The organism is Pseudomonas sp. FP1742, assembly GCF_030687145.1.
GTDB classification, from domain to species: Bacteria; Pseudomonadota; Gammaproteobacteria; order Pseudomonadales; family Pseudomonadaceae; genus Aquipseudomonas; species Aquipseudomonas frederiksbergensis_D.
Genome location: NZ_CP117460.1, coordinates 618642 through 640813, shown reverse-complemented (window position 1 = coordinate 640813; position 22172 = coordinate 618642). Strand labels below are relative to the sequence as shown.

Below are 22172 nucleotides of genomic sequence, written 5' to 3'. Positions count from 1 at the left end.
CCGCAAAGCTGATTTGAATGCCGCCGGTAAAATTTTCCAGGTTTTTTTGATGGCAGGGGTTTACAGTTAAAAAGACGCTCCGTATAGTGCGCGCCATCGACGACGCACTAGCGCTGTCGATACTGCCCAGATGGTGAAATTGGTAGACACGCCAGCTTCAGGTGCTGGTGACCGCAAGGTCGTGGAAGTTCGAGTCTTCTTCTGGGCACCAATTTCGAGCTTGAGATTAGATCAATTTCAAGGCTCACACAAAAACCCGCGAAAGCGGGTTTTTGCATTTCAGGCTTCTGATTTATTAAAACCAAATCAGGGGTTTACAGATCAAAATGCTCTCCGTATAGTGCGCCACATCAACAGCGGCAACGCTGAAGATCATGCCCAGATGGTGAAATTGGTAGACACGCCAGCTTCAGGTGCTGGTGACCGCAAGGTCGTGGAAGTTCGAGTCTTCTTCTGGGCACCAATTCAAATTCAAGGTCACGATCTTGAATTTCACAAAAACCCGCGAAAGCGGGTTTTTGCGTTTCTGGCTTTCGAAAAACTCATGAGCATGTCAGCACGGTCTCTGTAGGGAGATCAAGTGCCAGGCCCGCCCTGCCCCTCTAGCAAACACTCCTCAGGCCCACAAGCCGCACATGAGAAACAATATCGTTTATCATTGTTTCAAGTTTTTGCAATGCGACAGTGAGGAACCCTGCGAATGATGCTTCGAAATACCCTGCGCCGCGGCCTGACCATCACCCTCCTCGGCCTGACACTCGCCACTCCCCTCACCCAAGCCGCCGACCCGGTTTCCCTGACGCTCTATAACGGCCAACACAAGGAAGTCGGCGACGCCGTCGCCAAAGCCTTCGAAGCCAAGACCGGGATTCACGTCAATGTGCGCAAGGGCAGCAGCAACCAGCTCGCCAGCCAGATTGTCGAAGAAGGCGATCGCTCCCCCGCCGACGTGATCTATACCGAAGAATCTCCGCCACTGAATAAACTCGGCGAACAAGGCCTGCTGGCGAAAGCCGATGCCTCCACCCTTGAAGTCCTGCCCAAGGACTACGTTGCCGGCAACGGCACCTGGATCGGTATCACTGCGCGTGTCCGGGTCGTCGCGTTCAACCCCAAACTGATCGACGAAAAAGACCTGCCCAAGTCGGTCATGGAATTCTCCGATCCAAAATGGCAAGGCAAGGTCGGCTTCGTGCCCAGCAGCGGCGCGTTCCAGGAACAGGCCGTGGCGATCATCAAGGTCCACGGGAAGGACGCGGCCGAAGAGTGGCTGACCGGCCTGCGGGCATTCGGCAAGACCTACAGCAACAACATGGTGGCGTTGAAGGCCGTGGAAAATGGCGAAGTCGCCACCGTACTGGTGAACAACTATTACTGGTTCGCCCTGCAGCGTGAAAAAGGCCAGCTCGACTCGAAACTGCATTATTTCACTGGCGGCGATGTCGGCGGACTGATCACCGTTTCCAGCGCTGCGGTACTGAAATCCAGCAAACATCCAAAAGAAGCCCAGCAGTTGCTTGCCTATATGGCCAGTGAAGAAGGTCAGCGCTTGATCACCCAGACCACCGCCGAATACCCGCTGCACAAAGGCATGGAGTCTGATCGCGGCCTCAAACCGTTCAGTGAACTGCAAGCACCGAAAGTCACACCGGCCGACCTTGGCAACGCCGAAGAAGCCCTGGACCTGGAACGCGACGTTGGCTTGAACTGATGAGCGCATCGTTACCCGCCCCCGCCTCGCGCGGGGGTTACCTGCCACGACGCAAGCGGCCATCAATCTGGTTGCTGCTGCCGGTTCTTTTGCTGGTGGTGCTCAGTCTGCTGCCGCTGGCTTACGTCGGCCTCAAAACCTGGCAAGCCGGCTGGGCCGAGGCTCTGCATCTGCTGTGGCGCCCGTATGTATTTGGCCTGCTGCGCAATACACTGGCGCTGATGGTGGGCGTCACACTGGCCTGCGGCGTGATTGGCTTGTCGCTCGCCTGGTTGCTGGAACGCAGCAATTTGCCGGGGCGACGGCTATGGGGCGTGATCCTGTGTCTGCCGTTCGCGGTACCAGCGTTTGTCAGCAGCTTTACCTGGGTCTCCTTGAGCGCTCACTTCGAAGGGTTGGGCGGGGCGATCCTGGTGATGACCCTGTCCAAGTACCCGCTGATCTTTCTGCCGGTCGCGGCGACGCTGCGCAATCTCGACCCTTCTCTTGAGGAGTCCGCACGGACCCTGGGACAGAATCGTTGGGGCGTGTTTTTCAAAATCACCCTGCCCCTGCTCTGGCCGTCACTGCTGGCCGGATCCCTGCTGATTGCGCTGCACATGCTGGTGGAGTTCGGCGCGCTGTCGATCATCGGCCTGCAAACGTTTACCACGGCAATCTATCAGCAGTTCGAACTGGAGTTCAGCAACGCCAATGCGGCGATGCTTTCCGCGGTATTGCTGGCGCTGTGTCTTATGCTGCTGTGGCTCGAATTGCGAGTGCGTGGCAAAGGTCGACATGTACGCACCGGCCAAGGCGCGGCGCGGCAAGCCGGGCAGGTTCGCCTGGGGCCATGGGCGACGGCCGGACAGCTCTACTGCTTGTCGCTGGCAATCATCGGCAGCGGCATTCCACTGGGAATGCTGGCGTACTGGCTGATGGTAGGTTCATCGGCGGCGTTCCCGGTCGCAGCAATCAGTGAGGCATTGTTATCGTCCCTGGCACTGTCACTAGGCGGCGCCGGGCTGTGCCTGGTGCTGGCGGTGCCGGTGGGGTTGCTGGTGGTCCGTCACAAAGGCCGCCTGGCGATCTGGGCCGAGCGCTTGCCGTATCTGTTGCACGCACTGCCGGGACTGGTGATTGCGCTGACCCTGGTGTATTTCGCCCTGCATTACGTGCCAGTGCTGTACCAGACCTCGGCGCTGCTGCTGATTGCCTATGCGCTGCTGTTTCTGCCACTGGCGCAGGCGCCGATTCGCACTGCGCTGAACAAGGCCGCGCCGCAACTGGAAGAGGCTGCACGCACGCTGGGGGCATCGTCTTTCAGCGCGTTTTGTCGGGTGACTCTGCCCATCATCTTTCCCGCCCTGGGCGCAGCGTTTGCGCTGGTGTTTCTGGACGCGATGAAGGAGCTGACGGCGACGCTGCTGCTAAGTCCGACCGGACTGAATACGCTGGCGACGGAAGTCTGGGCGCACACCGCGAACGTGGAGTTTGCGGCGGCGGCGCCTTATGCGGCGTTGTTGATTGTGGTGTCGGGGTTGCCGGTTTATCTCCTGACGACTCGGATGTATTTGAGCCGCTGAGATCGCCATCGCGGGCAAGCCCGCGATGGCGTCCGCACAAACAATACTAAACTCAAGCCCTGAACTGCCCCAGGCTCGCCTTCAACTGCGCCGCCAAACTATCCAGAACCTTGCCACTGGCCGTAGTCTCCACCACTGCCCGTGCCGCTTTCTCAGCTTGAGCGTGGATAGTCTCAACCCGCCCACGCACCGCCTGCGCACCTTGCGCCTGATGCGCCGCGGCCTGGGTCGCCAGACCGATCGCCGCATGCACCTGCTCGACCGACGCCTGCACCGACTGCTGCAACCGCGCACTGTCGCGCAACACCAGCAATCCTTCACTGGCCTGACGCCCAGCCTGCCCGATTGCCGCAACAGCCTCGCGCGCGCCCTGCTGCAGCGCAACGATGTGCGCCTGAATGTCGCCGGTGGAGCTCTGCGTCTTGCTCGCCAATGCCCGCACCTCGTCCGCCACTACGGCAAATCCGCGACCGGTCTCGCCGGCACGCGCCGCCTCAATCGCCGCGTTCAACGCCAGCAAGTTGGTTTGCTCGGCAATCCCGTGAATCACCGTCAACACCACTTCAATCTGCTCACTCTGCTGCGCCAGGCGCTCGATGACTTTCGCCCCGGTGTCGACTTGCCCGGCCAATGCCTCGATGAGGCTGCCGACTTTCGCCGAAGTACGGGTGTTCTCATCCGTAGCCTGACGAATATCCACCACCTGCTTCAAGGCGGCCTGCATGGCGTGACTTTCAGACTGAGCCTCGTCAGCCATTTGCGATAACGCGCGCAAGCTTTCCGCCACTTCGTCGCGCTGCATACCGGCCGCCGCATCGGCACCGGCATTACGCAGGGTCATGGCGCCGATTTCCACGCCGGTACGCTGGGCCACATCGCCTGCCTCACGCACGATCGGCTGCAACTTATCCACAAAGCGATTGACCGCCGAGGCCATGTCACCGATCTCATCCTGGCTGTTGATCTGCACACGCTTGGTCAGATCGCCCTCACCCGCCGCCAGGTCATCCATGGCGGCGATCAGCATTTTCAAGCGATTGACCACTCGGCGACCCAGCACCACCGCCAGCAACAGCAGCACACCGAAACCCACCACCGCCAGGCCCATGCCGATGCGCCAGCGCAAAGCCCCCGCGGCTTCCTGCACGGCACCAGTGGTGTTGGCTTTCATTTCAGAGGCCGTGGACTGCGCCGACTGCAGACGCCCGCGCATCGCTGTTGCGCTGTCCGCCGCGGCGCCTTTAAGGCTGTCACCCACCAATTGATCGCCACTGGCGATCAACGCCGAGAAGCGCTTGTCCAGCGCCGCCAGATCGGTTTCCACGGAGGCGGTGGAGACACCCATCACGACCTTGCCGATTTCCACCCCATTGGGGTTGATCGAGGCTTCGAGGTAGTAGACCGACGGATCGTTCTTCGCTGCATCCAGCACCTTGTCCAGCGCCCGCTCGCCCTGGCCTTTCTCCAGCAGTGCCTTGTTGATCGGGTTCTCCCGGTTGAGGTAGCGCGTCAGGTGCTGGCCCGTGGCGTCGTCGTAGACCACGAACAACACATTGGGATTACGCTGGGCGCGGCGAGCGAATTCAGACAGGGTGGGAATGTCGCTGTCCCACATGGCACGGGGCGCGACCGAGGCCAGAAGTTGCGCCATGTCGTTGGCCGATTCCTTCAGGTCCTTCTCCAGCGTCGTACGCAGTTGAGCCTGTTCGTCTTTCAGGCGCGCAGACAGCCCGGCAGTCAGGCGCTGGCGGGTGCTGCTGGACAGGTTATCCAGACTCGACGTGACTTCACGCCCGGCTTGCTCAAGCTCACCGGAGAGCTTTTGGCTATCGGCGCTCAGGCGCACACCCAGATCAGCTTCCAGTGCAGTCACCGTGCTTCGGGTCAGAGCAACAGCCACCAGCACTTGCACCAAAAGGGCGATACCAAGGGTAACGAACACAGGCCGCAGGAGACGGCTTTGTAACAATGAGAGAACGGCCGACACGAGAAATCCCTCCGCTTGGGCGCCATTAAATTGATGGCACACCAGAAGGTGATAATCACAGCAAAGGTCATGCCGTGCGACAGGCATAAACGACAAAGGCCCCGATGAAGGGGCCTTTGTGTTTTACATCAACGACTTATTAAGCGAACGGGTGACGCAGAACGATGGTTTCGTTGCGGTCCGGGCCCGTCGAAATAATGTCGATCGGCGCACCGACCAACTCTTCAACGCGTTTGATGTAGTTGCGTGCAGCCTGAGGCAGCTCTTCCAGGGTCTTGGCACCGACGGTGGATTCGGTCCAGCCTGGCATTTGCTCGTACACCGGCTCCAGGCCGATGTAGCTATCGGCGTCAGTCGGTGCGTCGATCACCGCACCATCCTGGTTCTTGTAGCCTACGCAGATGTTGATGGTTTCCAGACCGTCCAGCACGTCCAGCTTGGTCAGGCACAGGCCCGAAATGCTGTTGACGTCGATGGCGCGACGCAGGATGACGGCGTCGAACCAGCCGCAACGACGGGCACGACCGGTGGTAGCGCCGAACTCGTGACCACGCTTGGCGAGGAAAGCACCTACGTCATCGAACAGCTCAGTCGGGAACGGACCCGAACCGACACGGGTGGTGTAGGCCTTGGTGATGCCGAGGATGTAATCCAGGTACATCGGACCAAAACCCGAACCGGTAGCGATGCCGCCCGCGGTGGTGTTGGAGCTGGTCACGTATGGGTAGGTACCGTGGTCGATGTCCAGCAGGGAGCCCTGGGCGCCTTCGAACATGATGTCTTTGCCGTCGCGACGCAGGTTATGCAGTTCGGCGGTGACGTCGAGCATCATCGGTTTGAGCAGCTCGGCGTATTCCATGCACTCGTCGAGTGTCTTCTGGAAGTCGATCGCAGGCTCTTTGTAGTAATTGACCAGTACGAAGTTGTGGTAATCCAGCAACTCGCCCAGCTTGGCGGCGAAACGCTCGCGGTGGAACAGGTCACCGATGCGCAGACCGCGACGGGCAACCTTGTCTTCGTAAGCCGGGCCGATGCCGCGACCGGTGGTGCCGATCTTCAGCTCGCCACGGGCCTTTTCACGGGCCTGGTCCAGCGCTACGTGGTAGGACAGGATCAGCGGGCAGGACGGGCTGATACGCAGGCGCTCGCGCACCGGTACGCCTTTCTCTTCCAGCTTGATGATTTCCCGCAGCAGGGCATCGGGTGCAACCACCACGCCGTTACCGATCAGGCACTGCACGCCTTCGCGCAGCACGCCCGACGGAATCAGGTGCAAGACGGTTTTTTCGCCGTCGATCACCAGGGTGTGGCCAGCGTTGTGGCCACCTTGGTAGCGCACTACGGCGGCAGCATGTTCGGTCAGCAGATCAACGATCTTGCCTTTGCCCTCATCACCCCATTGGGTGCCCAGGACTACGACATTCTTACCCATAACACTTGTCCTCATTCGCGCAAACTTGGTGCCGGCGGCGGCCGGCAGGAAAACTCAAGAAGCCAGTGGCGATACTTGCCAAAGCCCGTTCTGCTGAATCAATTGCCGGTCGCAGTCCGCTTCACGGGCGGCGGCCAAAGGTTGCCCAGGCAATGCCTGAACGACACGCTGACCCTCACTGCGCAACTGGCAAACCTGCTGCCAGAGTGCTGCATCCGTACTGTCAGGCATCCAGATACCGCCAGACGGTAACTCGATCTCAGCACGCCCCAGGGTCACCAGGGTTTTCAAATCGGTGGAGAAACCCGTCGCCGGACGGGCGCGGCCGAAGTCGGCGCCGATGTCGTCGTAACGACCGCCCTGAGCGATGGACTGGCCGACACCCGGTACGAACACAGCGAACACCACACCGGTGTGGTAGTGGTAGCCGCGCAACTCGCCCAGGTCGAAGTACAACGGCAACTCCGGAAAACGCGTGGACAGGCGTTCGGCAATGGCCAGCAAGTCGTCCAGCGCCGCCAGAACAGCCGCTGGCGCATTGGCCAGACGCTCGCGGGCAGCACTCAACACTTCACGCCCGCCACACAGGTCGACCAGCGCCCGCAGCATGCCCGACAAATCGGCAGGCAGGCCTTCGGTCAAGGTAATGACCTCGTCGATGGCTTTACGTTGCAAAGCATCGAACAACTGTTGCTCGACTTCGCCGGACAAACCGGCGGCACGGGCCAGGCCACGGTAGATGCCGACATGACCGAGGTCCATGTGTACATCCGGCACATCGGCCAGTTGCAGCATGGCCAGCATCAGGCTGATGACTTCCACGTCGCTGCTCGGGCTGGCATCGCCGTACAACTCGGCGCCCAGTTGAATCGGGCTGCGCGAGGACGACAAGGCACGCGGCTGAGCATGCAGCACGCTACCGGCATAGCACAGACGGCTCGGGCCTTCGCGACGCAGGGTGTGCGCATCGATGCGTGCCACTTGTGGCGTGATGTCGGCACGGAAACCCATCTGCCGACCCGACTGCGGGTCGATGACCTTGAAGGTGCGCAGATCGAGGTCCTGGCCTGCGCCGGTCAGCAGGGATTCCAGGTACTCGATATGGGGGGTCACGACAAACTCGTAACCCCAGCTCTGGAACAGATCCAACACCTGGCGACGCGCAACTTCAATGCGCGCAGCCTCCGGTGGCAGTACTTCTTCGATGCCATCTGGCAGCAGCCAGCGGTCTACCGTTGCCATTACGCCATTCCCCTATGATCCGGGCAGCCAGCCTTTGGGCGAGCCTTGAGTGAAGCAGAAAATGATCGGTTCATGCGCACAAACCCCGCGCATGAACAACGTGGCGAACAGCCTGTAACCGGCTTCGCCAACCACTTTCCTCGAAAAACCTGTCGAGTCATTCAACTCGGGCGCCTGCATAAAAACAGCAATCAAACGTGCAGACGCAAAAAAGCCGGGAATTTCCCGGCTGCCGCATCATACACACGTTTTCCCAAAGGATCACCCCGCCCGAGGCTTTAGCCGCCAAGCGGGGGATGATTCAGGTCAACGCCGTATCAAGGCTTGGCTTTTTCCAGGTAGCGGAAGAAGTCACTGCTCGGGTCCAGGACCATGACGTCGGATTTGTTCGCGAAGCTTTCACGGTAGGCGCGCAGGCTACGGTAGAACGCGTAGAACTCCTGATCCTGACCGTATGCCTTGGAGTAGATCGCAGCTGCCTGGGCGTCACCATCACCACGAACCTCTTCGGATTCACGATAGGCTTCAGCCAGCAGCACGCGGCGTTGACGATCGGCATCGGCACGGATGCCTTCGGCCAGCTCGTTACCCTTGGCGCGGTGTTCGCGGGCTTCACGCTCACGTTCGGTGCTCATACGCTCGAACACGCTGCGGTTCACTTCCTTCGGCAGGTCGATGGCCTTGACCCGGACATCGACAACTTCAATGCCCAGCTCTTTTTCCGCCATCTTGTTCAGCGAAGCGGTGATGTCCGCCATCAGCGCATCACGCTCACCGGACACGACTTCGTGCAGGGTGCGCTTACCGAACTGGTCACGCAGGCCCGACTCCAGACGACGGGACAGACGTTCGTCGGCAATCTGCTTGAGGCCGGAAGTCGCGGTGTAGAAGCGCTCGGCATCCTTCACGCGCCATTTGGCATAGGCATCGACCATCACGGCTTTCTTTTCCAGCGTCAGGAAGCGCTGCGTCGGTGCATCCAGCGTCATCAGGCGCGCGTCGAATATGCGCACCTTGTTGACGTAAGGCACTTTCACATGCAGGCCCGGCTGAACATCGGCCTGGACCACGCGACCGAACTGCAGCAACACCGCGCGCTCGGTCTGAGCCACGATGTAGAAGCAGTTCCAGGCAACGATCGCCACGACGACGCCGATAATAAGGGCGATCAGCGATTTATTGCTCATCAGCGACTCTCCCTGGTACGTGCCTGCTGTTGCTGCAGATCAGCTGCCGCACGCACATTCACTTCATTGCTGCTGGCTGCCGCGCCGGTCACCGGAGCGCTGGTGCGGCGACCATCCTCGACCATCTTGTCCAGCGGCAGATACAGCAGATTGCTCTGGCCATTCTTGTTGCCGGTCACGAGAACCTTGCTGGTGTTGCTGAAGATTTCCTGCATGGTGTCCAGGTACAGACGCTGACGGGTAACTTCAGGCGCCTTGCGGTACTCGGCCACCAGCTTGGTGAAGCGGTCAGCCTCACCCTTGGCGCGGGAGACGGTCTCGTCGCGGTAACCGTTGGCATCCTCGAGGATGCGCTGGGCCTGACCACGGGCTTCCGGCACGACGCCGTTGGCATAGGTTTCAGCCTGGTTACGCGAACGCTGCTCGTCTTCACGGGCGCGGATCACGTCATCGAAGGCTTCCTGGACTTCACGCGGTGCGGCAGCACTCTGCACGTTGACCTGAGTGACGGTGATACCGGTGCGATAGGTATCGAGGAAACGTTGCAGACGCTCCTTGATTTCGCTGGCCATCAATTCACGACCTTCGGTCAGCACCTGATCCATGGCGGTAGAACCCACCACGTGGCGCAAGGCACTGTCGGTCGCATGCTGCAGGCTGATTTCCGGCTGATCGACGTTCAGCACGAAGTCCTGCAGGTTGCTGATCTTGTACTGCACGGTCAGCGGCACTTCGACGATGTTTTCGTCTTCAGTCAGCATTTGACCCTGCTTGGTGTAGGCACGCTCACGCGTGACGTTTTCCAGGTACTTGCGATCGATCGGCGGGAAATAGATGTTCAGGCCCGGGCCGACGGTTTCATAGTATTTGCCGAAGCGCAGCACCACGGCCTGCTCCTGCTCGTCGACCACGTATACAGCGCTGTACAGCCACACGGCCGCCAGCACGGTCAGACCGATGCCGAGCAGGCCGCCAAAGCCGCCACTCTTGCCCGGACCACCGCCCTCGTCACCGCGTTTCTTGCCACCACCGAACAACCCGTTCAGGCTTTCCTGCAGCTTTCGGAAGGCCTCGTCGAGATCCGGTGGTCCCTTGCGGTCGCCATTATTGCGGCGCTTGCCACCCCAAGGATCCTGATTATTCGAGTTGCCACCCGGCTCATTCCAAGCCATAGCGCTCTCCATCTGATAAAGCAAAGACGCACCCACGGCGCGCCGACCAATGCTACAGAATGCCTGTCACCGCGGCACAACCGCTTTCTCAGGCTTTTATTGCAAAGTGTGTTGCTCGATGAATTCCATCGGTTGCAAACCCTCGCGGCTCACGAGTCGATTCAATTCGATCCGTGGCAAGCGAACGGCCAGCAGGCTGATGCCTTCTTCGTCGTGTTCTTCTTTTTGCACCGCACCGAGTTCGAAAAACTGCGCACGCAGTCGAGCAAAACGTTGCGGCAAGCGCAAGGTGCCAACAAACAAATCACTGCCCAACAGTTCCGCCACGGCCTGCCTGAGCAAGTCCAGACCGGTACCGTCCTTGGCCGACAACCAGACCCGCTGCGGCTTGCCATCGGCATCGCGCTGGATCTGCGGCTCAACCCCCTCGAGCAAATCGAGTTTGTTGTATACCTCAAGGATCGGCAAGTCTTGTGCTCCGATCTCCTGGAGCACCACCATGACCTGTTCGATCTGGGCCATGCGTTCAGGCTCGTGCGCATCGATCACGTGCAGCAGCAGGTCGGAGTTGCTCGACTCTTCGAGCGTAGCCCGAAATGCCTCGACCAGTTTGTGCGGCAAGTGGCGAATGAAGCCCACGGTGTCGGCCAGCACGATCGGCCCGAGGTCATCGAGTTCGAGTCGGCGCAAAGTCGGGTCGAGGGTCGCGAATAGCTGGTTGGCGGCGAAGACGTCGGAATCGGTGACCGAGTTGAACAGCGTCGATTTGCCGGCGTTGGTATAGCCCACCAGTGAAACCGTCGGAATGTCAGCACGTTTGCGCCCGCGACGAGACTGCTCGCGCTGGCTGCGGACCTTTTCCAGGCGCCCCTTGATCTGCCGCAGGCGAACCCGCAACAGGCGCCGGTCGGTTTCCAGCTGGGTTTCACCCGGGCCGCGCAGACCGATACCGCCCTTCTGCCGCTCAAGGTGAGTCCAGCCGCGAACCAGCCGCGTACTCATGTACTCAAGCTGGGCCAGTTCGACCTGCAGCTTGCCTTCATGGGTGCGGGCGCGTTGGGCGAAGATATCGAGAATCAGCCCCGTGCGATCGATCACGCGACACTCGAAAATACGTTCGAGGTTACGTTCCTGACTGGGCGTGAGGATGTGATTGAAAATCACCAGATCAACCTGTTCGGCTTTGACCAGGTCGCGTAACTCTTCGACCTTGCCGCTGCTGATCAGGGTTTTGGCGGTTGGCCGATGACGCGGCACGTTAAAAAACGCGACGGTCTCGGCACCAGCCGAAATTGCCAACTCCTGAAACTCCTGCGGATCTTCGCGCGCCTCAGGGTCCTGACCATCCAAGTGAACGAGAATTGTCCGCTCACCACCACCGTGGCGCTCAAAGAACAAAGGAGACTCCTATCAGGCGTTACCTGGCTCAGCGTCACCTGCTTCGGATTCGGTTGCGCTAGGCAGACGAATTGGACGAACCGGCACCACTGTAGAGATAGCGTGTTTGTAAACCATCTGGCTAACGGTGTTTTTCAGCAGGATAACGAACTGGTCGAAAGACTCGATCGTGCCTTGCAGTTTGATCCCGTTGACCAGGTAGATGGAAACCCCCACTTTCTCTTTACGTAAAGTATTCAAGTAAGGGTCTTGTAGCGAATGCCCTTTTGACATGTGCCGCACTCCTTTAAGGATTCAATATAAAAAATAGGTAAACAGATGGCTTGGGGCCGTCACACCCCCAAGGATAGACGGCAATTGCAAGGACTCAGCTCAATATGGAGATGGTCCCGAGGTATTTCAAGGCGCGCGGCAGATTGTCGCAATCGAGGCTGTCCAACCAGTGTAAATCAGCCCAACTGCGCAGCCAGGTGAACTGACGTTTCGCCAATTGGCGCGTGGCAATGATTCCACGCTCCTGCATCTCGGCTTGCGTCAGCTTGCCATCCAGGTAATCCCAGACTTGTCGATAGCCTACAGCACGTATAGACGGCAACCCTGAATGCAGGTCACCTCTATCTCGCAGGGCTACGACCTCGTCTATGAATCCCTGTTCCAACATATTTGTGAATCTTTGTTTAATGCGCTCGTGCAGTACTTGGCGATTTGCCGGAGCGATGGCCAAGTTCGCGACAGTATAGGGCAATTGTTGCAGTCCCGAAGCGGCTGCTTCAGTACTTTGCGCAGATTGTCGCAAGCGTAGCTCAGTCATGCTCTGACCACTGACGCGATAAACTTCCAGTGCACGACTGAGGCGCTGCGGATCGTTCGGGTGAATACGTGCCGCAGATTGCGGATCGATTACCGCCAATTGATCGTGCAGGGCCTGCCAGCCAAGGCGTGCAGCCTCTTCTTCGATTTGCGCGCGAACGGCCGGATCGGCCGCCGGCATGTCTGCCAGACCTTCGAGCAAAGCCTTGTAATAGAGCATTGTACCGCCCACCAGCAGCGGAATGTTGCCCCGTGCGGTGATCTCGGCCATGGCTTGCAGCGCATCGTGGCGGAAATCCGCGGCGGAATAACTCTCGGCCGGATCGAGGATATCGATCAGACGGTGCGGGAATTCGGCCAGAATCTCTTTGGAGGGTTTGGCGGTGCCGATGTCCATGCCGCGATAAACCAGCGCCGAATCGACGCTGATCAGCTCGCAAGGCAGTACCTTGGTGAGTTCGATGGCCAGGTCGGTCTTGCCGGCAGCCGTCGGCCCCATCAGGAAAATCGCGGGAGGGAACTGGCTCATCAACGACCGCGCAAGAACAGTTTGTCCAGATCGTCCAGGCCCAGCTGGGTCCAGGTCGGTCGGCCATGGTTGCATTGGCCGCTGCGTTCGGTGTTTTCCATGTCCCGCAGCAGACCGTTCATTTCCGGCAAGGCCAGGCGCCGATTCGCACGAATCGCGCCGTGGCAGGCCATGGTGCCGAGCAGTTCGTTCAGGTGCGCCTGAATACGGTCGCTGGTGCCGTATTCCATCAAATCCGCCAGCACATCGCTAACCAGTCGGTTGGCCTCGGCCTGTTTCAGCAACGCGGGGATTTGCCGAATCGCCAGGGTTTCCGGGCCAAGGCGCTGCAATTCAAAGCCCAGCCGCTGGAACCAGGCGACGTTTTCTTCGGCGCAATCGGCTTCGCGCTGGCTGACCGCCAGGGATTCCGGCACCAGCAACGGCTGACCGCTCAGGCCTTCGCTGGCCATGGCGACTTTCAGGCGTTCGTACATGATCCGCTCATGGGCGGCATGCATGTCCACCAACACCAGGCCTTGGGCGTTTTCCGAAAGAATGTAGATGCCCTTGAGCTGCGCCAGTGCATAGCCCAACGGCGGAATGTCATCTTGCCCGGCCGGCAGCGCGACTGCGTTGGCTTCGGGTAACGGCGCGAAGAATTCGCGATAGGCCGCCTGGGCTTCAGCGACGGGCACGCCGGACTGAGGCCTCGGCGTGTATTGATACTGATAACCCGCGCCAGCGCCGGAGCCGGCCGGAGTGTTGAACGACGGTTGGGCCTGAGGCTGTTCCAGCAACGCGTTAGCCGCCAGACGCATCTCGCCCTGCGGACCAAACTCGCCGGCTTCGATCCCGCTCGGTCGGACCATGGCTGTCGCGACAGGCGCGGCCAACTGGTCTTCCGGACGCACATCGCCCAAGGCGCGGTGCAAAGTGCCGTAAAGGAAATCGTGAACCATGCGCCCGTCACGGAAACGCACTTCGTGTTTGGTCGGGTGCACGTTGACGTCGACGCCCGCCGGATCGACTTCGAAAAACAGCACGAATGTCGGGTGCCGACCGTTGAACAACACGTCGCGATAAGCCTGACGCACCGCGTGCGCCACCAGTTTGTCGCGCACGGCACGGCCATTCACAAAGAAATACTGCAAATCCGCCTGGCTGCGGTTGAAGGTCGGCAACCCGACCCAACCCCACAAATGCAGGCCATTGCGTTCGATTTCGATCGGCAGCGCCTGCTCCAGAAAGCCCGCCCCGCAGATCGCCGCCACACGCCGGGCGCGGGCCGCGTCATCATGGGCTTCGTGCAGGCTGAGGATGGTTTTGCCGTTATGGCGCAGATGGAACGCCACATCGAACCGCGCCAGCGCCAGACGCTTGATCACTTCTTGCAGGTGATCGAATTCGGTTTTTTCGGTCTTGAGAAACTTGCGGCGCGCCGGGGTATTGAAGAACAAATCGCGCACTTCCACCGAAGTGCCCACCGGATGGGCCGCCGGTTGCACGCGGGGCGCCATGTCCCGGCCTTCGGTTTCCACTTGCCAGGCCTGATCGGCATCGCGAGTGCGGGAAGTCAGGGTCAGACGCGCCACGGAACTGATGGAGGCCAGCGCCTCACCACGAAACCCCAAGCTCATGACCTGTTCGAGGTCTTCCAGGTTGCGAATCTTGCTGGTGGCGTGACGGGCCAGGGCCAGGGGCAGGTCATCGGCGGAAATGCCGCTGCCATCGTCGCGCACCCGCAGCAGCTTGACGCCGCCCTGCTCCACATCGACATCAATGCGCCTGGCGCCGGAGTCGAGGCTGTTTTCCAGCAACTCCTTGATCACCGAGGCCGGGCGTTCAACCACTTCACCGGCGGCGATCTGGTTCGCCAGCCGCGGGCTGAGTAGCTCGATACGCGCCGTGTTGGTCAGCACCTGGTTCATTCTTTGGCCGCCAGTTCTGTGCCGGGAATGGTCAACGTCTGACCGATTTTCAACTCGTCACTTTGCAAGTTGTTGGCGCTGCGCAAGGTGGCCGCGGACACCTGATAACGCACGGCGATCATCGCCAGGGTTTCGCCGGGGCTCACGCGATGGTCACGCGGGCCTTGGGCGATCTTGCCGGAATCACGCAGCCAGGCAATGTAGGTGCCCGGCGGCGGGTTCTGCTGGAAGAACTGCCGCACGCCGCTGCTGATGGAGCGCGCCAGCGCCTGCTGGTGGCTCGATGCCGCGAGTTTCGAAGCTTCGTTGGCGTTGGAGATGAACCCGGTTTCCACCAGGATCGAGGGGATGTCCGGCGACTTCAACACCATGAATCCGGCTTGTTCCACGCGCTGTTTGTGCAGCGGCGTGACACGACCGATGTTGCTCAGAACCTTCTGGCCAACGTTCAGGCTGGAGGTCAGGGAAGCGGTCATCGACAGGTCGAGCAGCACGCCGGCCAGCATCCGGTCTTTGTCGTCAAGGCTGACGTTGCCGGCACCGCCGATCAAGTCGGAACGGTTTTCGCTGTCGGCCAGCCAACGGGCGGTCTCCGACGTAGCGCCACGGTCGGACAGCGCGAACACCGACGCACCGAACGCGGCCGCTGAAGGCGCGGCGTCGGCGTGGATCGAGACGAACAGGTCGGCGCCTTTCTTGCGGGCGATTTCAGTACGGCCACGCAACGGAATGAAGTAGTCGCCGGTACGGGTCAGTTCCGCACGGAAACCTTTCATGCCATTGACCTGCCGCTGCAGCTCGCGGGCGATGGCCAGCACCACGTCTTTTTCACGCTGACCGCGAGAGCCCGAGGCGCCCGGGTCTTCGCCACCGTGGCCGGCATCGATCACCACGATGATGTCGCGCTTGCCGGCCGGAGCGGGCGGCAGTTTGAGCGAAGGCTCGGATGGTGTGACGGGCACAGCGGGCAACGTGGCCACAGATGGCGTTGGTGCAGGCGGTGGCGCGGCGTCGGACGGGTTGTCGAACAGGTCGACTACCAGGCGATTGCCGTATTGGGCATTCGGCGCCAGGGTGAAGCTTTTCGGTGTGACGGCTTTTTTCAGGTCGATGACCACCCGCAGATCGGTCGGCGTGCGCTGGGCCGAACGCATTGCCGTAATCGGGGTGTTGGCAGTAGAGACGTTCAGTGGCGAACCCAGTGTCGCGCCATTAATGTCGATCACCAGCCGGTCCGGCGCGCTCAGGGTGAAGACGCTGTGTTGGACTGGTCCCGTCAGGTCGAACACCAGTCGAGTGTTGTCCGGCGCCCGCCACAGGCGAACACTGTTGACCTTGGTCTCGGCCACAGCGTCGACGGTCACCGCCAAAAACAACACCCCTACGGCAGCAACCAACGCGCGAAAGCGCATACCTAACCCCATCATTTAATTGGATTCCAATGCCAAAGCGGCACACCACGACTCGCCACGCGAGCCCTGGGGCAAAATTTTCAGCGAACGCCCGCTGTCTTGCGGGCTAATGGTAATGGTCAGGTCGGGCTTTGGCAAAAAGCCTGCACCCTTCTGGGGCCATTCAATAAGACATAATGCGTCGTCATCGAAATAGTCGCGGATGCCGAGGTACTCCAGCTCCTCGGGGTCGACCAATCGATATAAGTCGAAATGGAAGGCGCGGACGTCGCCGATCTCGTAAGGCTCGACCAGGGTGAAGGTCGGACTTTTTACCGCGCCGGTGTGCCCCAGGCCACGAATGATGCCCCGGGACAGCGTGGTTTTCCCCGCGCCCAGATCCCCCTCAAGAAAGATCAGACCGTGCCCTCCGGTGGTTTTGGCGATACGTGCGCCAAAATCGCTCATGGCCTGTTCATCGGCCAAGTACAGGGTTACTTCAGACACGGCGCTTGCTCCTCCAACAACTGACGAATGGCTGGAATCAGATCACTGGCCGCCAGCCCGCGGCCGAATTTACCTTGTTGCTCGCCGGCATTGGCGTGCAGCCAGACCGCCAGGCACGCCGCGTCATACGCGTCCATGCCCTGAGCGAGCAAGGCGCCGAGCAGACCAGCCAACACATCGCCCAAGCCCGCGCTGGCCATGGCCGGATGGCCCTGATGAGACAACGCCAGACGCCCATCGGGGCTGGCGATCAAACTGCCGGAGCCCTTGAGCACCACCACCGCTGTATATTTTTTGCTCAACGCATGGGCCGCAGCCGGGCGGTCGGCCTGAACCTCGACCGTCGATATTCCCAGTAATCGCGCCGCTTCGCCCGGATGCGGGGTGATGACACAGCCTGCAGGCAAGCTCACGCCACCTTCGGCCAACAGGTTCAGCGCATCGGCATCCCAGACTTGTGGCACTGATGCATTGGCCGCGGCCGACAACAGACTGCGCCCCCAGGCGGCCTGCCCCAGCCCCGGGCCGACCACCAGCACGGTGGCCTTGTGCAGCAGGCCCATCAACTGATTGGCCGACGACGTGCCGAGCACCATGGCTTCAGGTAAACGCGCCAGGGCGGCGGGGACATGTTCGCTGCGGGTAGCCACGGACACCATGCCGGCACCGCTGCGCAGGGCACTTTGTGCGCTGAGCAGGATGGCGCCGCCAAAACCGCGATCCCCGCCGATGAGCAATACGTGGCCGAACTTGCCTTTGTGGGCGGTTGGCGCTCGACCCGCCAGACGCGGCACATTACCGGCCGTCAGGCGACAGGCACTGATCTCGGCCCCTATATATGTCTCGGGGGCGGCTTGCAGATCGTTGAAGACCAAATCGCCCACCAAGTCGGCAGCGTCACCGGTGAACAGCCCCAGTTTCAAACCGATGAACGTCACCGTCAGGTCGGCTCGCACCGCCACGCCGAGCTGGCGCCCCGTATCGGCGCACAGCCCCGAGGGGATATCCACCGCCGCAACCGGTAGCCCACTGGCGTTGATCGTGGCGATGACGCTGGCGTACGGCTCGCGCACTTCCCCGGTCAGGCCGGTGCCGAGCAAGGCGTCCAGCACAATGCCGCGTAATTCGGAGTGCGGGCTCCAGCTTTGAATGGCGACACCTTCGGCCACCGCCTCGGCATGGGCCGACGCGGCATCGCCTTGCAAACGCCCTGGGTCGCCAGCCGCCAATACCCGCACATGCCAGCCGGCGCGTCGGGCCAGCACCGCCACCAGATAACCGTCGCCCGCGTTATTGCCGTGGCCGGCCACCACGCTCAATTCGTGTGCCGTCGGCCAATGGCGGACCAGCGCACGCCAGGTCGCCCGCGCCGCACGCTGCATCAATTCAAAGCCCGGTGTGCCGGCCGCGATCAGGCTCGCATCGAGCCCTCGGACTTGGGCGGCACCATACAGCGCGTCGGGTAATTCATCTTTAGTGTGCGGCATGCGTCTTCAGGCTCCGATGTCTGGCAGAATTATACGCATCTCAGCTCCGGTTTCTCTCGCCTCATGCCCGCTATTACCACAGACCTGCCCGCCCTCGCCCAATCCATCAAGGACTGGGGCCGCGAGCTGGGCTTTCAGCAAGTCGGCATCAGCGGCCTCGACCTGGCCGAGCATGAGCAGCACCTGGAACGCTGGCTCGCCGCCGGCTACCACGGCGAAATGGAGTACATGGGCGCCCATGGCAGCAAACGCTCGCACCCGGAAGAGCTGGTGCCGGGCACCCTGCGGGTGGTTTCCCTGCGCATGGACTACCTGCCGGGCGACACGCACATGGCGCAACGGCTGGCCCAACCGGAAAAAGCCTACGTCTCGCGTTATGCCTTGGGCCGCGATTACCACAAATTAATTCGTAAACGTGTGCAACAACTGGCAGAAAAAATCCAGGCAGTGATTGGCCCGTTCGGCTACCGCGCCTTCGTCGACAGTGCCCCGGTGCTGGAAAAGGCCATCGCCGAACAGGCCGGCCTGGGCTGGATCGGCAAAAACACGCTGGTCTTGAATCGCAAGGCCGGCAGTTACTTCTTCCTCAGCGAACTGTTCGTCGACCTGCCGCTACCAGTGGACCCGCCCCACGCCACCGAACACTGCGGTCGCTGCACGGCCTGCCTGGACATCTGCCCGACCAACGCCTTCGTCGGTCCCTATGTGCTGGACGCCCGGCGCTGTATTTCGTACCTGACCATCGAACTGAAAAGCGCGATCCCTGAAGATTTGCGACCGCTGATCGGCAATCGGGTGTTCGGTTGCGATGACTGCCAGATCGTCTGCCCCTGGAACCGTTTCGCACGACCTTCCGGGGAAAGCGATTTCAAGCCCCGGCACAACCTGGACAACGCCGAGCTGGCCGAACTGTTCATGTGGGACGAAGAGAAATTCCTTAGCAGCACCGAGGGCTCACCGCTCAGACGTGCGGGTTACGAGCGCTGGTTGCGCAATCTGGCGGTCGGCCTGGGCAATGCGCCGTCGAGTATTCCGGTGCTGGAGGCACTGAAGGCCCGGCGGGACTATCCGTCGGAACTGGTGCGCGAACACGTGGAATGGGCTCTGAAACAACACGGCCTCGCGTAGGAACGCCCCTAAAAGGCAAGGATCTGGTCAGGCCTCGTCGTTATAAACAAACTTGGGCATTTCCCAGTGGAAACGGATTGCCAGCAAGCGCAGCAGAAAGCCGCCGAACAGGGTGATCAGGATTGCCTGTTCACCGGGTAATTGCAGGTAGATGCAGAGCAGATAGCACCATGCCGCGGCGAACGAGACGCTGGCGTAGAGTTCGCGGCGGAAGATCAGCGGGATGTCGTTGCAGAAGATGTCCCGCAGAATGCCACCGAATACCCCGGTGATCACGCCGCTGACCGAGGCCACCAGCATGCCGTGGCCCATTTCCAGGGCGGTCATGCAGCCGATCAGGGTGAACGCCACCAGGCCCACGGCGTCGAGCACCAGAAACAGCGAGCGCAGATGGCGCATCCAGCGCGCCGCGAAGACGGTGAACATCGCTGCGATCGACGTCAGCACCAGGTATTCCGGGTGTTTGACCCAGGTCAGCGGGTAATGGCCAAGCAACACATCGCGCACCGAACCGCCGCCCAACGCCGTGACGCATGCAATCAATACCACGCCAAACCAGTCCATGCCGCGACGGCCCGCAGACAGGGCGCCAGTCATGGCTTCGGCAGTAATGGCGATCAGGTAGAGCATCAGCAACATGGTGGCGGTCCTTACAAGAAGGCGCGCAGTCTACTCACTTCACTGAAGCACCAAAAGAGCGCACCCAAGAACTTTCACCTCGCACAATCACAGGGTGACTGGGCGGACGCTATCGCGGGCAAGCCCGCTCCCACAGGGTCGGCGAACAACCTTGTGGGAGCGGGCTTGCCCGCGATGAGGCCAGTGCAGGCCCCGCTGAATCAGAACTTGATGAAATTCTTGCGGTAGTGCTGCAGCTCGGCGATCGATTCGCGGATGTCGTCCAGGGCCAGGTGCGTGCTGCCCTTTTTGAAGCTGTCGCGCACGTCCGGTGCCCAGCGCGCGGCCAATTCTTTGAGGGTCGACACGTCGAGATTGCGGTAGTGGAAATAGCTTTCCAGGGATTTCATGTGGGTATAAAGGAAGCGACGATCCTGGCAAATGCTATTGCCACAGATCGGCGACTTGCCCTTCGGTACCCATTTTTCCAGGAAGGCGATCGTCTGCGCTTCTGCTTCGGCCATGCTGATGCGGCTGTCGCGAACCCGTTGGGTCAGCCCGGAGCCGCCGTGTTGACGGGTATTCCACTCGTCCATGCCGGCGAGGATCTCGTCGCTGTGATGGATGGCGATCACCGGACCTTCAGCCAAGGTGTTCAAATTACTGTCGGTGACGATGGTGGCCATTTCGATGATGACGTCGGTATCAGGGTTCAGCCCGGTCATTTCCAGGTCGATCCAGATCAGGTTCTGCGGGTTCTGCATATGTCGGCTCCTCGGCGTAGGTTCGCAGTTTAGCCTAGGGAGGCGGCCGGGCGTGCTAAACTCGCGGCCGTTTTACCTAATCGCTGCATTCTCGATACGGAACACCCATGGCCAAACGCCAACTCAATCGTCGTCAAAACTGGCGCATCGAAAAGATTCAGGGCGAGCGCGCTGCCCGCGCCGCCAAACGCGAGTCCTCGGCTGTCGAGGCACTTGAGGGTGGCGACCTGGGTCCGGAACAGACGGGCCTGGTGATCGCGCACTTCGGTGTTCAGGTTGAAGTCGAAGCCCTCGATGGCGAGCTGGCCGGCCAGGTATTCCGCTGCCACTTGCGCGCCAACCTGCCGGCGCTGGTGACCGGCGATCAGGTCGTATGGCGTGCCGGCAACCAGGGCATCGGCGTGATCGTGGCGCAACTGCCACGCAAAACCGAACTCTGCCGCCCGGACAGTCGTGGCCAGCTCAAGCCGGTGGCGGCCAACGTCGACATGATCGTCATCGTCTTCGCCCCGCTGCCCGAGCCTCACGCCAACCTGATCGACCGTTACCTGGTCGCCGCGGAACACGCCGGTATCCGGCCGTTGTTGCTGCTGAACAAATTCGACCTGATCGACGAGCAGAACGCCCCGGCGCTGAATGCCTTGCTGGCGGTTTACCGCACCCTGGGTTACCCGGTGTTGGAAGTGTCGGCGCACCACGGCAACGGCATGGAACAACTTCAAAAACTGTTGGATGGGCACATCAGTGTGTTCGTCGGCCAGTCTGGTGTCGGCAAATCATCCTTGGTCAACAGCCTGCTGCCGGAAGTCGAAACCCGCGTCGGCCCGCTGTCCGAGTTGTCGGGCCAGGGCACCCACACCACCACCACCGCGCGGTTGTTCCACTTCCCCGGTGGCGGTGAATTGATCGATTCCCCGGGTATCCGCGAGTTCGGCCTGGGTCACGTCAGCCGTGCCGACGTCGAAGCCGGCTTCATCGAATTCACCGACCTGCTCGGCACCTGCCGCTTCCGCGACTGCAAACACGACCGTGAGCCGGGTTGCGCCCTGCTCAAGGCTTTGGAAGAGGGTCGTGTGCAGCAGCAGCGAATGAATAGCTACCGGTCGATCATCGCCAGTTTGCCTGAAAGCAGCTATTAAACAGGTGTGCCGGCGACTCTCAGCCTGAAAGGCTGCCAGTCGCCAGTTCCGCCTTACAAAATCCTGCCGAATCTAAACGTCAGACCTTTCTGAAGGGACTGCGCGCGCCTGCTTGCAGGACATTTCTCTTTAACCGCTCAAGCCTTGTGGGCGTCATTCAGATGCCTACATTCGGTTCCTCTTCGCGCTTTCGCG

Annotated in this window: 18 protein-coding genes and 2 tRNA genes; 6 read left to right on the top strand and 14 right to left on the bottom strand. The window is 60.8% G+C overall.

The annotated features are described in order from the left end of the window. The first annotated feature begins 124 nt into the window (after nt 1-124). The 4 genes from PSH64_RS02800 (at nt 125) to PSH64_RS02785 (ending at nt 3276) form a co-directional block, all read left to right on the top strand. A tRNA-Leu gene (locus PSH64_RS02800) sits at nt 125-211 on the top strand. Nucleotides 212-376: 165 nt separating this feature from the next. Then, nucleotides 377-463, top strand: a tRNA-Leu gene (locus PSH64_RS02795). Between the two features lie 237 nt (nt 464-700). Beyond that, entirely contained in the window at nt 701-1711 is a 1011-nt protein-coding gene (locus PSH64_RS02790) for an extracellular solute-binding protein (protein WP_305479854.1), read from the top strand. Next, on the top strand, nt 1711-3276 hold the full coding sequence (locus PSH64_RS02785) for an iron ABC transporter permease (RefSeq protein ID WP_105340471.1): 1566 nt from the start codon (nt 1711-1713) through the stop codon (nt 3274-3276). The genes PSH64_RS02790 and PSH64_RS02785 overlap by 1 nt, the downstream gene beginning before the upstream one ends. Nucleotides 3277-3328: 52 nt before the next feature. On the opposite strand, the gene PSH64_RS02780 is transcribed toward PSH64_RS02785, so the two are convergent. The 12 genes from PSH64_RS02780 to PSH64_RS02725 form a co-directional block, all read right to left on the bottom strand. Then, a complete protein-coding gene (locus tag PSH64_RS02780; protein ID WP_305479853.1) occupies nt 3329-5263 on the bottom strand; it encodes a methyl-accepting chemotaxis protein in 1935 nt (644 codons plus the stop codon). 139 nt (nt 5264-5402) lie between these two features. Continuing rightward, nucleotides 5403-6695 carry an adenylosuccinate synthase gene (locus PSH64_RS02775; RefSeq protein ID WP_105340473.1) on the bottom strand — a complete coding sequence of 431 codons (1293 nt, stop codon included), beginning with the start codon at nt 6693-6695 and terminating at the stop codon, nt 5403-5405. A gap of 54 nt (nt 6696-6749) precedes the next feature. Next, nucleotides 6750-7937 (bottom strand): ATP phosphoribosyltransferase regulatory subunit, encoded by a 1188-nt coding sequence (locus tag PSH64_RS02770; RefSeq protein WP_305479852.1) that lies wholly within the window; start codon nt 7935-7937, stop codon nt 6750-6752. 317 nt (nt 7938-8254) lie between these two features. Beyond that, a complete protein-coding gene (gene hflC, locus PSH64_RS02765) occupies nt 8255-9124 on the bottom strand; it encodes a protease modulator HflC (RefSeq protein ID WP_086944078.1) in 870 nt (289 codons plus the stop codon). Beyond that, nucleotides 9124-10296, bottom strand: coding sequence for an FtsH protease activity modulator HflK (gene hflK / locus PSH64_RS02760; protein ID WP_105340474.1), 1173 nt, complete (start codon nt 10294-10296; stop codon nt 9124-9126). The genes hflC and hflK overlap by 1 nt, the downstream gene beginning before the upstream one ends. Before the next feature lie 96 nt (nt 10297-10392). Then, nucleotides 10393-11694, bottom strand: a complete 1302-nt coding sequence (hflX, locus tag PSH64_RS02755; protein WP_105340475.1) for a ribosome rescue GTPase HflX — start codon at nt 11692-11694, stop codon at nt 10393-10395. Between the two features lie 12 nt (nt 11695-11706). Continuing rightward, on the bottom strand, nt 11707-11967 hold the full coding sequence (hfq, locus tag PSH64_RS02750) for an RNA chaperone Hfq (protein ID WP_007902656.1): 261 nt from the start codon (nt 11965-11967) through the stop codon (nt 11707-11709). Between the two features lie 94 nt (nt 11968-12061). After that, nucleotides 12062-13033: a tRNA (adenosine(37)-N6)-dimethylallyltransferase MiaA gene (gene miaA / locus PSH64_RS02745; RefSeq protein ID WP_105340476.1), complete on the bottom strand. Its 972-nt coding sequence runs from the start codon at nt 13031-13033 to the stop codon at nt 12062-12064. After that, a complete protein-coding gene (gene mutL / locus PSH64_RS02740) occupies nt 13033-14943 on the bottom strand; it encodes a DNA mismatch repair endonuclease MutL (protein ID WP_105340477.1) in 1911 nt (636 codons plus the stop codon). Before mutL ends, miaA begins: the two co-directional genes overlap by 1 nt. Beyond that, nucleotides 14940-16370: an N-acetylmuramoyl-L-alanine amidase gene (locus PSH64_RS02735; RefSeq protein ID WP_105340478.1), complete on the bottom strand. Its 1431-nt coding sequence runs from the start codon at nt 16368-16370 to the stop codon at nt 14940-14942. Before PSH64_RS02735 ends, mutL begins: the two co-directional genes overlap by 4 nt. Beyond that, the gene (tsaE, locus tag PSH64_RS02730; RefSeq protein WP_105340479.1) at nt 16371-16841 is read right to left on the bottom strand and encodes a tRNA (adenosine(37)-N6)-threonylcarbamoyltransferase complex ATPase subunit type 1 TsaE; all 471 of its coding nucleotides are present in this window, start codon (nt 16839-16841) and stop codon (nt 16371-16373) included. Next, on the bottom strand, nt 16829-18328 hold the full coding sequence (locus PSH64_RS02725) for an NAD(P)H-hydrate dehydratase (protein WP_305479851.1): 1500 nt from the start codon (nt 18326-18328) through the stop codon (nt 16829-16831). The genes tsaE and PSH64_RS02725 overlap by 13 nt, the downstream gene beginning before the upstream one ends. A 63-nt stretch (nt 18329-18391) precedes the next feature. On the opposite strand from PSH64_RS02725, the gene queG reads away from it, so the two are divergent. Next, the gene (gene queG / locus PSH64_RS02720) at nt 18392-19456 is read left to right on the top strand and encodes a tRNA epoxyqueuosine(34) reductase QueG (protein WP_105340481.1); all 1065 of its coding nucleotides are present in this window, start codon (nt 18392-18394) and stop codon (nt 19454-19456) included. Between the two features lie 27 nt (nt 19457-19483). Here queG and PSH64_RS02715 read toward each other — a convergent pair whose 3' ends face one another. Together PSH64_RS02715 and orn are read right to left on the bottom strand one after the other, a co-directional pair. Continuing rightward, the gene (locus PSH64_RS02715; protein ID WP_105340482.1) at nt 19484-20095 is read right to left on the bottom strand and encodes a trimeric intracellular cation channel family protein; all 612 of its coding nucleotides are present in this window, start codon (nt 20093-20095) and stop codon (nt 19484-19486) included. Nucleotides 20096-20295: 200 nt separating this feature from the next. Further along, nucleotides 20296-20838, bottom strand: a complete 543-nt coding sequence (orn, locus tag PSH64_RS02710; RefSeq protein ID WP_018928509.1) for an oligoribonuclease — start codon at nt 20836-20838, stop codon at nt 20296-20298. A gap of 107 nt (nt 20839-20945) precedes the next feature. On the opposite strand from orn, the gene rsgA reads away from it, so the two are divergent. Further along, nucleotides 20946-21977 (top strand): small ribosomal subunit biogenesis GTPase RsgA, encoded by a 1032-nt coding sequence (gene rsgA, locus PSH64_RS02705; RefSeq protein WP_105340483.1) that lies wholly within the window; start codon nt 20946-20948, stop codon nt 21975-21977. Nucleotides 21978-22172 lie beyond the last annotated feature (195 nt).

Excerpts from the sequence above, each read along its gene's own strand:
- PSH64_RS02790 (WP_305479854.1), top strand. The coding sequence starts at position 701 with ATGATGCTTCGAAATACCCTGCGCCGCGGCCTGACCATCACCCTCCTC.
- PSH64_RS02785 (WP_105340471.1), top strand. The coding sequence starts at position 1,711 with ATGAGCGCATCGTTACCCGCCCCCGCCTCGCGCGGGGGTTACCTGCCA.
- PSH64_RS02775 (WP_105340473.1), bottom strand. The coding sequence starts at position 6,695 with ATGGGTAAGAATGTCGTAGTCCTGGGCACCCAATGGGGTGATGAGGGC.
- PSH64_RS02770 (WP_305479852.1), bottom strand. The coding sequence starts at position 7,937 with ATGGCAACGGTAGACCGCTGGCTGCTGCCAGATGGCATCGAAGAAGTA.
- hflC (WP_086944078.1), bottom strand. The coding sequence starts at position 9,124 with ATGAGCAATAAATCGCTGATCGCCCTTATTATCGGCGTCGTCGTGGCG.
- hflK (WP_105340474.1), bottom strand. The coding sequence starts at position 10,296 with ATGGCTTGGAATGAGCCGGGTGGCAACTCGAATAATCAGGATCCTTGG.
- hfq (WP_007902656.1), bottom strand. The coding sequence starts at position 11,967 with ATGTCAAAAGGGCATTCGCTACAAGACCCTTACTTGAATACTTTACGT.
- miaA (WP_105340476.1), bottom strand. The coding sequence starts at position 13,033 with ATGAGCCAGTTCCCTCCCGCGATTTTCCTGATGGGGCCGACGGCTGCC.
- mutL (WP_105340477.1), bottom strand. The coding sequence starts at position 14,943 with ATGAACCAGGTGCTGACCAACACGGCGCGTATCGAGCTACTCAGCCCG.
- PSH64_RS02735 (WP_105340478.1), bottom strand. The coding sequence starts at position 16,370 with ATGATGGGGTTAGGTATGCGCTTTCGCGCGTTGGTTGCTGCCGTAGGG.
- PSH64_RS02725 (WP_305479851.1), bottom strand. The coding sequence starts at position 18,328 with ATGCCGCACACTAAAGATGAATTACCCGACGCGCTGTATGGTGCCGCC.
- queG (WP_105340481.1), top strand. The coding sequence starts at position 18,392 with ATGCCCGCTATTACCACAGACCTGCCCGCCCTCGCCCAATCCATCAAG.
- PSH64_RS02715 (WP_105340482.1), bottom strand. The coding sequence starts at position 20,095 with ATGTTGCTGATGCTCTACCTGATCGCCATTACTGCCGAAGCCATGACT.
- orn (WP_018928509.1), bottom strand. The coding sequence starts at position 20,838 with ATGCAGAACCCGCAGAACCTGATCTGGATCGACCTGGAAATGACCGGG.
- rsgA (WP_105340483.1), top strand. The coding sequence starts at position 20,946 with ATGGCCAAACGCCAACTCAATCGTCGTCAAAACTGGCGCATCGAAAAG.